The organism is Flavobacterium sp. LC2016-13, from assembly GCF_009707955.1.
Lineage (GTDB): Bacteria > Bacteroidota > Bacteroidia > Flavobacteriales > Flavobacteriaceae > Flavobacterium.
The window spans coordinates 26,239-40,390 of record NZ_WMDQ01000017.1 but is presented as its reverse complement, the minus strand read 5'-3'; the positions used below and the strand labels follow the sequence as shown (position 1 = coordinate 40,390).

At 34.0% G+C, this 14,152-nt stretch carries 9 protein-coding genes; 1 reads left to right on the top strand and 8 read right to left on the bottom strand.

Features of this window, described 5'->3' with window-relative positions:
• Positions 1-3: 3 nt before the first annotated feature.
• Positions 4-795, bottom strand: a complete 792-nt coding sequence (locus tag GKZ86_RS23125) for an SDR family oxidoreductase (protein ID WP_154785408.1) — start codon at positions 793-795, stop codon at positions 4-6.
• A 101-nt stretch (positions 796-896) separates the two neighbouring features.
• On the opposite strand from GKZ86_RS23125, the gene GKZ86_RS23120 reads away from it, so the two are divergent.
• A complete protein-coding gene (locus GKZ86_RS23120; protein WP_154785407.1) occupies positions 897-1,250 on the top strand; it encodes a helix-turn-helix domain-containing protein in 354 nt (117 codons plus the stop codon).
• A gap of 931 nt (positions 1,251-2,181) precedes the next feature.
• Here GKZ86_RS23120 and GKZ86_RS23115 read toward each other — a convergent pair.
• The 7 genes from GKZ86_RS23115 to GKZ86_RS23085 all read right to left on the bottom strand — a co-directional run bounded on the left by GKZ86_RS23115 (position 2,182) and on the right by GKZ86_RS23085 (position 14,147).
• A complete protein-coding gene (locus tag GKZ86_RS23115) occupies positions 2,182-2,592 on the bottom strand; it encodes a helix-turn-helix domain-containing protein (protein WP_154785406.1) in 411 nt (136 codons plus the stop codon).
• Between the two features lie 231 nt (positions 2,593-2,823).
• Positions 2,824-3,804 carry a M20/M25/M40 family metallo-hydrolase gene (locus GKZ86_RS23110; RefSeq protein WP_154785405.1) on the bottom strand — a complete coding sequence of 327 codons (981 nt, stop codon included), beginning with the start codon at positions 3,802-3,804 and terminating at the stop codon, positions 2,824-2,826.
• A gap of 34 nt (positions 3,805-3,838) precedes the next feature.
• Positions 3,839-4,864 (bottom strand): exo-alpha-sialidase, encoded by a 1,026-nt coding sequence (locus tag GKZ86_RS23105; protein ID WP_228526548.1) that lies wholly within the window; start codon positions 4,862-4,864, stop codon positions 3,839-3,841.
• 113 nt (positions 4,865-4,977) lie between these two features.
• Complete coding sequence (locus GKZ86_RS23100) at positions 4,978-6,303, bottom strand: sugar MFS transporter (RefSeq protein WP_154785437.1); 1,326 nt, start codon at positions 6,301-6,303, stop codon at positions 4,978-4,980.
• Positions 6,304-6,498: 195 nt separating this feature from the next.
• Positions 6,499-8,106, bottom strand: a complete 1,608-nt coding sequence (locus tag GKZ86_RS23095) for a SusD/RagB family nutrient-binding outer membrane lipoprotein (RefSeq protein WP_154785403.1) — start codon at positions 8,104-8,106, stop codon at positions 6,499-6,501.
• A gap of 17 nt (positions 8,107-8,123) precedes the next feature.
• Positions 8,124-11,231 (bottom strand): SusC/RagA family TonB-linked outer membrane protein, encoded by a 3,108-nt coding sequence (locus GKZ86_RS23090; RefSeq protein ID WP_154785402.1) that lies wholly within the window; start codon positions 11,229-11,231, stop codon positions 8,124-8,126.
• A 255-nt stretch (positions 11,232-11,486) separates the two neighbouring features.
• The gene (locus tag GKZ86_RS23085) at positions 11,487-14,147 is read right to left on the bottom strand and encodes a glycoside hydrolase family 3 protein (RefSeq protein WP_154785401.1); all 2,661 of its coding nucleotides are present in this window, start codon (positions 14,145-14,147) and stop codon (positions 11,487-11,489) included.
• Positions 14,148-14,152: the final 5 nt, after the last annotated feature.

The window sequence follows — 14,152 nt, the reverse complement described above, 5'->3', positions numbered from 1 at the left end:
CTATTACACTACCGGAAGACTTCCTCCATCAATAAGATAATTTGTTCCGGTGAGATACGATGCTGCCGGTGAAACAAGAAAATGAACTAATGATGCAACTTCATCCGGTTCTGCCATTCTGCCCATTGGTACGCCGCCTACCTGATTCATCAATTGTTGAAATGCATCTTCAATAGCTATTCCGGAAGAAGCAGCAAAATCTTCAACAAATTTTTCCATAGGAGGTGTTTTTGTTGCTCCGGGAGACACCGTTAAAACTCGTATTCCTTTACTCGCAAGTTCACTCGACAAGGCTTTGCTATACGCATTTAATGCAGCCTTAGAAACGGCATAAGCCATATTAAGATTCCATAACGGCGATAATCCGGCAACGGAAGAAATATGAATAATTACACCATTTTTCTTCTCCAGCATTTTAGGCAATAATGCCTTATCAAGTTTTATAGCGCTCAGTAAATTTAATTGCAGTTCATTTTGCCAGTGCTCATCGGTTAAAGTACTAAATCCGCCTCCTGGAGTTGTAAGGCCTCCAATGTTGTCAATTAAAATATCAATACCTCCAAAGTTTTCATTGATATTTTGTACTAACGCTAAAACTTGTTCAGACTTTGTTAAGTCTGCTGCAATAAAATGATGTTCTGCATTTGCTGCATCAGGATTATTACGTGCTGTAACTATAACTTTCGCACCACTTTTTGTTAAACGCTCTGCAATCGCCTTTCCTATTCCTTTGGTTCCACCTGTTACAAGGGCAATTTTACCTTCAAGTTCTTTACTATTTTGACTCTTTTCCATTCTTTGATTTTTAAATATTTAAAATAAAATTAACTGAGATCAAAACTATTAGCTATTTACTATACTTTTGCTATTGATTACCTTTAGGAAAGTTACTATTTATGAAAACAGATGTATGTATTGATACCAGCAATGAAAATATGCGGGCTTTACGAGATGCTTTAGAATTATTGAGCGGGAAATGGAAATTTTGTATATTACTAAGTCTTTACATGCACGGAACACAGCGCTTTAAAGATCTTTTAGCCAATTCTGTCGGTGGGATAACGCCAAAAGTTCTCTCGAAAGAATTACAGGATTTAGAAGATAATCTACTTGTAACCAGAACAGTAAATAATACAAAACCAGTTACGGTTTCGTATACGCTAACTGAACATGCTATTGAAACTCAACCTGTAATTAATGCTTTAATCGCTTTTGGTGTAAAACACAGAACAAAAATTAAAAGCAAATAAACTACAAAGAGTTCTCATGAAAAGCTGCGCAAATGTCCCTGACTTTGCGTATTTTTTTTGTTCTCGTTAATGGTAATTTTGATAAAAATCTCCCAACTTTTATCACTTTTTCTAAAATAAAATTTGTTGATATTTTTCTTTAAAAAAGAAGATAATTGAAAAAGAAAAAAGTTATTTGTAATATATTTAGAGTAAAATCGAAGAGTTTGAGATTCTATTGATTTCTAAAAGATTTCATTAAAATAGCGCAAAGTCAGAGACATTTACGCAGCGTTACGAATGAACATTTTGCAGAACTGGGATCTAGGACTAATTTTAGGTAAAAGAGCAGGTTTTAAAATTTCATATTAATTAAAAAAGCATTATGACTTATTTGTATTTATTATTCTTTTTGACACTAAATTTATTTATTTATATATATTTAAACAAAGTATTAATTCTAAAACCTTTCATTCTTTTTTCTGTAATATTATTATTTATAACTTTAATTTTTCTTCATGAATTAAAGTTAATTAACATTTTAATGAATAGTTCGAAATTCAACCATATTTTATTCTTTAGTTATTCTTTGATCTTTTGGTTTTTCCTTAATAAATTCTTAAGCTCTCAAATAGATAAAAAGAAACAATATAATGTTTCCAACAAATTAATATGTTCTATAATACAAAAAAATATACTTATTAATTTTATTTTTATCACGTGCTCAATAACACAAATACAAATGATTATTAAATAAAATAGTTTAGTGTTTTTTGTATATCCAAGGCAATATATAGGCTTCCCTCCTCGCTCCTCAAAGATTTTTCATAAAAAATCCGCGCATTCTATAATAATAAAAAAAAATCAATATCGGAGTTTTTTCACATTACAACCAACAAAAAAAGAGACCCAATAAGTCTCTTTTTTTAAATTAAATATATCTTATAAAAAATTATTTATCCTTCAACAATTTCTCCAAATAAGCATTTTTCTCTTTCTCAGATTCTAACAAACGCTCATAAAGTTTCTTGTTTTCCTCATAAACTTCAACCAATTTATCAAGTGGATTGAAAGTGCAATGGCTTCCAAAATTTACCTGACTATTCTTTGTATCAGTAAAACTATTAAAATAATTAATAGCTGCTTCGTCCGAAAAGTTTTTAATTGCTTCTACAGTTACACCAAGCGCTTTTGCCACTTCTGCAAGTTTATCATCGTCGATAGTTTCGCTGTTTTCTATTGCTGATATTGCTTGTTGATTTGTTCCTAAAGCCTGAGCCAATGCTTCCTGCTTCATGTCTCTTAATTCACGAATACGGCTTATTTTTCGCCCTATATGACTTGGTTTCGTTAATGTGCTCATAATTCAAAGGTAATAATTAGGAATAAAAAATAAAGCAATCCGTAATAAAGATATTTATTTGTGTGTGATTTGTATCAAAATGATTCAATACAAAATATAATAATCTTTACTTACATGTATTCAACAAAAATACAATTTTTCGGACAAGTTCAGTTTTTAAAAAATCAAATTATTAAAAGAATTTACCTGAAAAAAGATTAAAATAGAATCAATTTCTGTACAACTAACTTACTAATCCTGATTAATAAAATACAGCGGTTGCTCATAATCTGCAATCGAAACCAAAGCATTATAAATATATTTCGACACCAAAGCGCCTCCATCAATATTAATTAAATCTATATCATCTTCGGGAGTGTGATATTGCGAATGTCCTCCGGTATGGAAACCTACGGCTGAAATCGAAGCTTTGTAAAAAGAAACATGATCTGATCCGCCAACATCTCCGGCGAACACAACCGGATTTAGTCCGCTGTTTTCTCCTAATTTTTTCATTAATTCAACGCCTTCGGGAAAAGTTCCGGCGCCGCCCATGTAGATTTGTTTTTCGGCATTTAATCTTCCTACCATATCCATATTCAGCATTACTTTTACAGCGCTTTTTTCTACAGGTAAATGAGAAACGAAATATTTAGATCCTAACAAACCTTCTTCTTCTCCGCTAAAGGAAACAAAAATGATACTTCTTTTGGGTTTGATTTTAGATTTTGAAACTTCTTCTAAAATACACAACAAAGCCGAAACTCCCGAAGCATTATCATCTGCTCCATTATGAATTGCTACAACATCTTTCTTTTTGCTTCCGGAATTTTGTCCGCCCCAACCCCAATGGTCGTAATGAGCGCCTATTACTATAAATTCATTTTTAAGCTTTTCATCTGATCCTTCGATATAACCGACAACGTTTTGAGTTTTAACGCTGTCTGATTTTACTTTATTTAAACCTTCTTTTACAAAAAGACTGAAAGATTGGAAATAACTATCGTTGAACTTTTTTAAACCGAATTTTTTAAAATATTTTTCGATATAATCTGCTGCATCATTGTTCCCTTTTGTTCCGGGAAAACGACCTTCCATTTTATCTGACGAAAGATATTTATCGTGCTGATAAAATGTTTTGGCATTTATTCCATTTTGAGCATTCATTCCTATATTGAAAAATAGTACTGTAAAGAATAAGATCTTAAATTCTAATTTTTGAAAAGATTTCATCGGTCTAACGGTGATTTTTTATATTTTACAAAAGCTAATTTGTCAATTCAAACGAAACATGTTTGATATACTTTCGGTTATAGGTATACAAAATATGGACTTTTTTATCTGAAGTTTGAATAATTGCCGGATAACTGAATTCTCCATCAGGTTGATATTCAAGATCGAAAAGTTTTTGCCAATGAATTCCATCATTTGAATGTTCAACATCGAGAACATTGCGTCCGTTAAACCAGTCTTTTCCTTGTTTTAGCGGATTATTAACCAATAAAAAAGACTTTTTAGATAAAGACAAAGCATCAATTCCTGAGTTTGAATTTGCTACATTTATACTATCTGTTTCTTTCCAATTTTGTCCGTTATCCTGAGACCAGCTTGTAATCAATTTATTGTGTTTACTACGAAACAACATTTGAATTTTATTTGGATGAACCAAAAATGTAGGCTGAATAATATCGAAGTTTTTATTATCCGTTATCGCTATTTTATTCCATGTATCAGTTGCTTCGTTGTAGGTTTCAACATGACTTCTCCATAAGTTACCTTCTACACTTTCGGTACTGCTTCCGCACAAAATAATTCCAGGAGTTGCTTCTATCGGTTTGTTTTTTATTGGTCCCAAAATACCTTCGGGCAAATATTTAGGATCGCTCCATGTCGTTCCATTATCTTTAGAAGTAATCATGGCTCCAAACCATTCTCTTGGATTTTTCCCCACTTTATAAAACAGGTATAAAGTTTCTTTTTTGCTTTTAAACAAAACCGGATTCCAACATGGTAAAGTATCGTTTTGTTTTATTAATGGTTTAATAAGATTTTTTGGAGTTGACCAGACATTGTTTTTATAGTTAGAAAAATAAATACCGACATCTTTTGCTCCTTCATATTTTCCTCCAAACCATGCAGCCATGATTTCATTTGGTTTAATTTCGACCAATGTGGCAGCGTGACTATTTGTAGTAACAGGCTGAAGAGTTATAAAAGTATTTGTAATATGATACGCTTTTGGTTCCTGCGCCATTGAGGACCAGGAAACACATACTAAAACTAAAAATAGCATGAAATATTTAAATTTTGAAATCATTGTTTTTAATAAGAGTTACTACATTAATTAAAAGCAAAACCTAAATAGTTCAATATCTGAATTTTGCTTTCAATTAATATTACTAAAATTTATTTTTTATTCAAACCTAACTTATGTCCTGCAACGGCATAATATAGAATAACGATATAACATGGCAATAAAATCCAATATCCTTCGGTAGCGGCATTGGCTGTTGCAAAAGCTTCGCTTAAACCAAAAGCCATCATATCTGCTTTGTTTGAATCTACTAATTTTCCGTATAACGGAGGAATTACTGCTCCTCCCGAAATTGCCATAATCAACAAAGCTGAAGCGGTTTTGGTAAACTTTCCTAAACCTTTTAATGTTAATGGCCAAATCGCAGGCCAAACAAGTGCATTTGCAATTCCTAAAGCTGCTACAAACAAAATAGAAACAAATCCGTGCGTAAATACGATGCAAAAAGAAAATATGATTCCCAAAATTGCACTTACTCTTAATGCTAATGCCTGACTAATAAACTTCGGAATTAAAAATACGCCAAGAATATAAGTTCCAACCATTGCCATTAAAGTAAATGTGGTGAAAAATTTGGCATCGGCAGCAGGAAAACCTAATGAAATTCCGTATGCAATAATCGTATCGCCTGCAATAACCTCAACACCTACATACATAAAAAGCGTTAATACGCCCAACCATAAATGCGGAAATTGAAATATACTTGTTTTTGTTGTTTCGCCTTCTTTTGCTTCTTCAATTGGTTCTGCTTCAACGTCCGGCAAAGGTGCTTTTAGTATTAAAACGCCTAATACAAATAAAACAATTGCCATTATTAAATAAGGAGTTACTACGCTATCAGCCATAGTATTCAATAGTTTTGCTTTTTCTGCAGCATTTACAACAGTTAATTTTTGTTGAATTTCGTCTATTCCTGATAATAAAATGGCTCCAAAAATAAGTGACCCTAATGCGCCTGCTATTTTATTGCAAATTCCCATTATGGAAATACGTTTGGCAGCACTTTCGATTGGGCCTAAAATAGTGATATAAGGATTTGATGCTGTTTGCAATAAAGTCATTCCGGTACCCTGAATAAAAATTCCCATCAAAAACATCCAATAGGTTCTTGCTTCTGCGGCCGGTATAAAAATCAAAGCACCTAATCCGATAATAAATAATCCAAGTGACATTCCTTTTTTATATCCAATTTTTGATAGAATATAAGAAGCCGGCAATGCCATTACTACAAATGAAATATAAGATGCGGATGCTACTAAAAGTGATTGTGCTGATGTTAGTTCATTTATGGTTTTCATAAACGGAATTAAAGCACCGTTGATCCAGGTTACAAATCCAAAAATGAAAAATAAACCTGCTATAATTATAATCGGAATTAATGTGTTTTTATTGGGAGATATTGTATTGTTATTAGCCATATTATTCTTTGTATTTCGGTTATCATTCAGCATCATTTTTAATCATACTTAAAAACTCAGATAACCATTCTTATTAAATTTCTGTTTTTATTATTCTGTGTGGCTATTTTACAGATAGTTGTATAAAACAAAAGGAGAGTTACCTCTCCTTTTATCTCTAAGTAACGAATCTCTTTATCTTTACTTATTTTTTATTTATTCTTTTGTATCCCACCAAAGTCTTGTACCACCTGAGTCAGGACCTCCAAGTTTTGTGATTGCATCTGTAACCGCGTCTCTGTTTGCAGAGTATTCATTTGTAACAAAGATTACACGTTTCATTAAGCTTTTCCCAACTCCAGCTTCAACATTGTCTGTATTAATTATTGGGTAAATTACTTTAGCATCACTTCTTCTTAAATCAGCCCAAGCTTCCCAAGATTCAGGGAAAATTGCTAAATATTTCTGAACTGCAATTTGTGTACGTTGGTTTGCTACAGAAGCACTCCATGCAACAGGTAGCGTTACAGGAACTGTCTGTAATCCTATAGTTGGGTAAAGAGTTGCTGCATTTGGAATACTTGGTGTAGATGTTCCTGCAATATAGTCAGCAATATCTCCAGCATCAGTTATACCCCATTGTCTTAATGATAATGCAATACCTTGCTCATATAAACCTTGTGCAGTACCACTCATATTCCATCCGTTCAAAGCTCCTTCTGCTCTGCTCAAATAGTTTTCAGACGCCATGAAGATTTCGATGTTTTTAGTTTCACTAAGACTTCCGTTAGAACCACTTCCTAATACGTCATTATTAAACATAGAGAATGTAGTTGTTCCAAACTGTCCTTGTAAACCTCCAACTGGTCTACCTCTATAAAATTGAGCTGCAGGTGCAGCTGTAGGATTAGCTGGTGAAAACCATTTGGCAAGTCTTGGATCATCATATCCAACAAGAAGACTTTCCATAGAAGCAGTCATATAATAACCCCAAGCATTTACAATCATGTTCATGTTGTTTGGTGTAATGTTACTAACTTTAAAAGTTGCACTTTGATCGTTAGTTTCTATAACACCTGCTGCTACTGCAGCTTCTGCCTGAGTTTTTGCTTTTGCAGGATCTACATCTGAAATTCTTAATGCTAAACGCAATCTCATACTATTTCCAAATCTTTTCCAGCTCGCTACGTTTCCTGAATATACTCTGTCATTTGGCTGAAGAGCAGCAACTGTTGTTGCTGAAGTTGTATTAAGCGTAGCATTTGCTTCGTCTAACAATTTAAAAAAGTCTCCGTAGATAAATTCTACGCTATCATAAGGTACTTTTTCTTTTTTATTTCCAGCTTCTGTGTATGGAATTGGACCATAAGCATCTACCATTTGATTGAACATAAACACTTTCCAGATTTTTAATACTGCTAGTGCGTCTGCATTTCCTGCAGAAGCTTTAATAGCATTATTTAAAGCCGGTACAGCAACAGTGTAAAATCTTAACCATCCACGTCCTTCATAACCATTTACAAAAGCATTTCTTTCTGTACCATATCCACAACTAAGATATTGTGTAAAAGTAGAAGGCAAAATACCTGTAGCAATACCCCAGGTTCCCTGGTCATCAACTCCTGGAGAAGAATAAGATCCATTGTGGATTCCTGCGTATAATGCTGATGCAAATGCAGGACCGGCAAGAGTCTGATCTAACTGATCTTCGGTTAACGTATTTTTATTGGTGTTTATATCTTCAAAATCCTGGGTACAGCTTGAAAAAACAGCGAGCATCGACATGACAACTCCTATCGTTTTAATTTTATATTTATTATTCATATTATTTCTTTTTTAAATTAAAATCCAAACTTAACATTCACACCATATTCTCTTGTTGAAGGAATATTGAAAGACTCGATACCTTGCAAGTTACCTGTACCTGCTCCCGCTTCCGGATCAAAATATTTCGCTTTGTTTACGAAGAAGAATAAATTTCTTCCAACTAAAGAGAAATCAATATTTGCGAAACCAGTATTTTGTAGCATACGTTTTGGTAATGAATATCCAAAAACAAGCTCTCTTAATCTGATGTTTGTCGCATCATAAACAAAAGGTTCTGCTACCGGAGTTCTTTGTCCAATTGCTGTCCAGTATTGTTCAGCAGTTATGCTTGTAGTATTTGGAGTATATGTAGTTACACCACCTGTAGTAGTACCTACTACACCATCAACCACAATACCACCTTCTCTTCCTGCTAAAGTAACATCACTAACTCCTAAACCAGCTTCTCTGGCCTGGCTGTAAGAGATAACTTCTCCACCGATTCTGAAATCAACAAGGAAACTTAATGAGAAATCTTTGTATTTGAAGTTATTTTTTAATCCTGCAGTCCAATCCGGGTTAAAGTTACCAGCACGAACACTAAAATCATCTGTTGCTAAAGGTATACCAGCAGCATTTACAATAACCTGACCAGCAGCGTTTCTTTGGAATCCTTTGATGTATAAATCACCGTATTCTCCTCCTTTAATAACTTTACTTCTAACTAACCTTCCTTCACCAATAACCAATTCTTGTCTGTTATCGTAGATTGAAGTAACTTCTGATTTATAAGAAGCATAATTGGCCATAATATCCCAAGAGAAATTTTCTGTCTGAACTGGAGTTGCAGTAAGCGTAAGCTCAATACCTTTATTTTGAATATCTCCACCGTTTACAACTGCTCTTGATGTTGAAGAAGATTCAGGTGTGTTGATGTAGAAAATCTGATCTGACGTTTTTGTTTTGAAATATGTAAAATCTAATCCTAAACGATTTTTCAAGAATCTAACATCTACACCAAACTCAGAAGAACTTGACATCTCTGGTTTAAGGTTAGGATTAGCAGCTGTTGTTTGAGAATACAACATACCACCATTACCACCAATGTAAGATAATTGAGAACTAGTTTGATAAGGATCTGTATCATTACCTACTTTTGCGTAAGAACCTCTTACTTTTGCAAAACTAATCACTTCAGGCAAGGTAACCATATCAGATATTACAGCTGAAAGTCCTACAGAAGGATAAAAGAACGAGAATGCGCCTTTTGGTAAAGCAGATGACCAGTCATTTCTAGCTGTAATGTCTAAGAATAAATAGTTTCTGAATGCAATTTGAGAAAACCCGTAAACAGAGTTAACTTGTTTTTCTAATGCTGTTGAAGTAGACTGAACTGTAGCTACATTGATTAAAGAAAAATAGTTTCTTTTACTTAAAACACCACCAGATGTTAATGCAGAACTAGATTGTTTTAACATGTTGGCACCAGCATTAAGACCAATTGTAAAATCACCGAATTTTTCTTTATAAGAAAGTAATGCATCTGTATTGAATTCACTTACTGTTTCATAAGATTCACTATATGAACCTAAGTTATTATTAAATGCTCTGGTAGCATATCTGTTTCTAACAGATTTATTTGTCATTTGATCCAGACCAGTTCTTACTTGTAAACTTAAAGTATTAGTGAAATCATATTTAAGAGAGGCAAGACCAATAAATCTGTTTCTTCTGTCATCTCTTGAATCATCACGTAAAGCAGACCAGTAAGGGTTTCCTCCAGGAGAACCTGCTTCGTCTATGAAATAATTTTGTTGTAATTGTCCTGCAGCATCAGTATATTCAAAATCTTTATACTCATTAAATTTGATACTACGAGGTAATAAATAAGCTGATGTACCGATAGATTCTTCACCAGTTCTTAATAAATTATCAATATTCTGAACAATGTAGTTTGTTTTTACATCCAAAGATAATTTATCAGATAATTTACTTGTCAATCTTAAGTTAAGATTGTGTCTGTCTAAAGCATTACCTTGAACAATACCTTCTGCACGAGTGTTTGTATAAGAAAAATATCCTTGTGCTTTTTCATTTCCTGTAGTAACAGATATTGTATTAGCTAAGTTATATCCTGTTTTGTAAAAGTCAATAACGTTATTTGGCTGTGGCGAATAATCTGTAGTCGCAGGACCTGAATAATTAGGATTACGTTGTAATTGCCATGCAGCAACCTGACGTCCGTCTAATTTTCCTCCCCAACTTGATACAGATATAGGATTATAAACTCCACCATCTCCTTGTCCGTATTCATTTTGGAAATTTGTCAAATTATAAGCTGTAGAAGCCATAAAATTAGAAGACAATGAAATAGAAGTTTTACCTGCTTTACCAGACTTTGTTGTAATAAGGATAACACCATTACTCGCTCTGTTTCCATAAAGAGCAGCAGCTGACGCTCCTTTAAGAACAGTCATCGAAACAATATCTTCAGGGTTAATGTTTGAGATACCATCAGGCTGAGTTGTTCCTCCTGTATCAATATCCGGATTACCAGTTGTGGTTCCGTTACTGATTGGCACACCATCTACAACATATAAAGGTTGGTTATTACCATTAAGAGATCTATTCCCTCTTAAAGTAATTCTAGACGAACTTCCTACACCATTTGAAGTTGTAGAGTAGTTAAGACCTGCAACTTTACCTGAAAGTGAGTTGGCAACGTTTAAAGATCTTGCCTGAGAAACCTCGGCTACGTCGATGTTTTGAGCAGAATACGTTACAGCTTTTTTCTCTCTCTTGATACCAAGAGCTGTAACAACTACTTCTCCCAACTGATGTGTGTCTGCGCCTAAAGTTACATTAATAGTTGTTTGTCCTGCAACAGACACTTCTTTTGAAGCAGAGCCAACATAAGAGAAAACTAATACTGCTGACTGATTTGGAACATTGATACTGAATTTACCATCAAAATCTGTTGATACACTTGTTTTTGTTCCTTTAACGACAACATTTGCTCCCGGAATCGGAATTCCGCTTGAAGCATCTGTTATCATTCCCTTTATTGTTGTAGATTGGGCTTGAAGATTTTGAAATCCAAACAAGCAAACCACCAACAATAATTTTAGTACGTCTTTAATCATATAGGTTGTTTTTTGAGTTAATAACATGTTAAATTTAAGGATCGTGTTTGTTAACTAAATCATTATTTCGACAAATGACATCTTTGAAAAGGTGTTGGTCAAAATTTGATTAAAAACACTCTTTTTTACTGTTAAAATCCTTACGTTTTCTGGGGTTACACATTATTAATCTTTGGGTTTTGTTAAATTCATAAAAGAATTCTAATCAAAACCCATAAAACACTAAATATTTTTCGATTCAATTAGCACAATAGACTAATCTACAACCTTAAAGTTTAATTTTTGCAAATCTGTAGAGTTTCCACCAACCATAACTTCAAAATCACCTAGCTCTACCACTCTCTTCATTTCTCTGTTCCAGATAGATAGTTCATCAGCTGTCAATGTAAACTCAACTTTTTTTGTTTCTCCTTTTTCGATGAATAACCTTTTAAAACCTTTTAATGTTTTTCTTGGAGTTGTTACACTACTATATACATCTTTGATATATAATTGTGCAACTTCATCACCGCCATAATTCCCAATATTTTTAACATCTACGCTAACTTTCAATTCTCCGTCGGGTTTTATTTCTTTTGTATTTATTGTGAAATTTGAATATTCAAATTTTGTATAACTTAAACCATAACCAAACGCATATAATGGATGTTCGCTCTCTGCAACATATTTATGAATCGCAGATGGTTTTTGGTTATAATATATAGGTAGTTGTCCAACTGATTTTGGAACCGAAATAGGAAGTCTTCCTGCCGGATTATAATCTCCAAATAAAACATCAGCTACAGCTCTTCCTCCAAATTCACCCGGAAACCATCCTTCTACAACTGCAGGGATATTTTCGCTGATCCAGTTTGTAGATAGCGGACGACCGTTTAACAACACACAAACTACAGGAGTTCCTGTTTTTTGAATTGCTTCGATCAATTCCTGCTGCATTCCGTGTAAATCTAAAGAAGCAACATCTCTGTTTTCTTCCACCAATTCATTTGATTCTCCCAAAACCACAATTGCAACATCAGCTTTTTTAGCAGCATCAATTGCAGGCTGAAAGTTTACTTTTTCTAAATTCCAACGCAAGTGTGCTCTGGCTCCCCAGCCTCCTTCCCACATTTCGATACGGACTTTGTATTTTTTACCTGCTTCAATGTTTTTTGGAGTTGTAACCATGCTTGTTGCACCTTTTGTCCAATTGTCAATAACCAATTGGTCATCAATCCACATTCTGATTCCGTCATCAGAACTTAAACCTAACCATCCGTCAAATGCTTTTTCTGATTGTATATAACCTGTCCAACGAATTGAGAAATCATCGTCTGTAACTCCGTCACCAGGAGACCAAGGCCAGTCAAACTCTAATTGACTATCGATACGGGTTAATGCCGGAGTTCCTTCTACATTTCTGTTATTGAAATATTCTCCTTTTAATCCGTTTTGAGATCCGTCCGGAGTAAATAAAAATTTCGATGGAATAATTTGTCCTTTTACAATTAAAGGAACACCTTCTTCATAAAGTACATTGGCGTTTTTACCCACAATTTGTTGAACGCCTTCTAAAACTGTTGTTCCTACTTTATTTTTAACGGCATATCCTCCTAATCTTGAAACATTTGCATTTGGCCCGATAACGGCAACTGTTTTAATGTCTTTGCTTAAAGGCAGGATATTATTATCATTTTTTAGTAAAATGATAGATTTATGTGCTGCTTCTAAGGCAACATCCTGATTTTCTTTGGTATAAAAACGCTCTTTAATTAAATTTTTATCTGTGTATGGGTTTTCGAATAAACCTAACAAGAATTTAAGTCTTAAAACTCCTCCGGCTGCACGATCAATATTTTCCATCGTAAGTTTCTTTTCATTTACCAACTCTATAATACTGGTTTGCCAAAACTCATTTGTAAAATCATAAAACTGCATATCAACTCCAGCCGAAACGGCTTCTCTGATACTTTCTTTTGGAGAACTTGTAACGTAATGTGTTACCTGAAGGTATTTTATTGCTCCTAAATCTGAAACTACAATTCCTTTAAAACCCCATTCTTTTCTCAAAACATCTGTCAATAACCAATGATTTGCCGCGCATGGAATTCCGTCTAATTCAGAATACGCACACATAGTTCCTAATGCACCGCCTTTTCTAAATGCTTTTTCAAATGTTGGTAAAAAATCCTGACGTGCTTCACGCTCACCAACCAAAGCCGGTGATGAATTTCCTCCTCCTTCGGGAATACCGTGTACTGCAAAATGTTTAGGTTCTGCAATAATAGATCGGTCTGATTTTAAATCATCGCCTTGCATCCCTTTAATCATTGCAAGACCAATTTCGCTCGATAAAAATGCATCTTCACCAAAAGTCTCTGCAACTCTTCCCCAACGCGGTTCGCGGCCTATGTCAAGATTTGGACCAAAACCAAAATGAACACCATGTGCTCTGGCTTCGGCACCAATTACTTTTCCAACTTTATCCATAACATTAGTATCCCAGGTTGCACCAAGTCCAATATTCATTGGGAACGCTGTACTTCCATCATCTAAATATCCGTGAAGCATCTCGCACATAATAAGTGCAGGAATTCCCCATTTGTTCTTTTTAATAATTTCACTTTGAAGATCATTAATCATTTTCGCTGAACGCGGATAAATGTCATGAATGGCTCCAATTCCTAGATTTCCAATTTTAAGATCTGATTTAGATTTCGAAAAATCTTCTTTATCCTTAAAAAATTCGCCTTTGTACATGTCCATTTGGCGTACCTTTTCTTCCAAACTCATTCGGCTTAACAAGTCTTTTACCCTATCTTCTACCGGTAGTTTTGCGTCTTGATAGGGGTATTTTTTCTGCGAGTAGCCTTGGTTAAAAAAACCTACAGCCATTACAAAAATAATGGCTGTTTTTTTAATTCTTAGTTGTAACATAATTG

Coding starts and splice junctions, on each gene's coding strand:
- GKZ86_RS23125 (WP_154785408.1), bottom strand. CDS start 795: ATGGAAAAGAGTCAAAATAGTAAAGAACTTGAAGGTAAAATTGCCCTT.
- GKZ86_RS23120 (WP_154785407.1), top strand. CDS start 897: ATGAAAACAGATGTATGTATTGATACCAGCAATGAAAATATGCGGGCT.
- GKZ86_RS23115 (WP_154785406.1), bottom strand. CDS start 2,592: ATGAGCACATTAACGAAACCAAGTCATATAGGGCGAAAAATAAGCCGT.
- GKZ86_RS23110 (WP_154785405.1), bottom strand. CDS start 3,804: ATGAAATCTTTTCAAAAATTAGAATTTAAGATCTTATTCTTTACAGTA.
- GKZ86_RS23105 (WP_228526548.1), bottom strand. CDS start 4,864: ATGCTATTTTTAGTTTTAGTATGTGTTTCCTGGTCCTCAATGGCGCAG.
- GKZ86_RS23100 (WP_154785437.1), bottom strand. CDS start 6,303: ATGGCTAATAACAATACAATATCTCCCAATAAAAACACATTAATTCCG.
- GKZ86_RS23095 (WP_154785403.1), bottom strand. CDS start 8,106: ATGAATAATAAATATAAAATTAAAACGATAGGAGTTGTCATGTCGATG.
- GKZ86_RS23090 (WP_154785402.1), bottom strand. CDS start 11,231: ATGATTAAAGACGTACTAAAATTATTGTTGGTGGTTTGCTTGTTTGGA.
- GKZ86_RS23085 (WP_154785401.1), bottom strand. CDS start 14,147: ATGTTACAACTAAGAATTAAAAAAACAGCCATTATTTTTGTAATGGCT.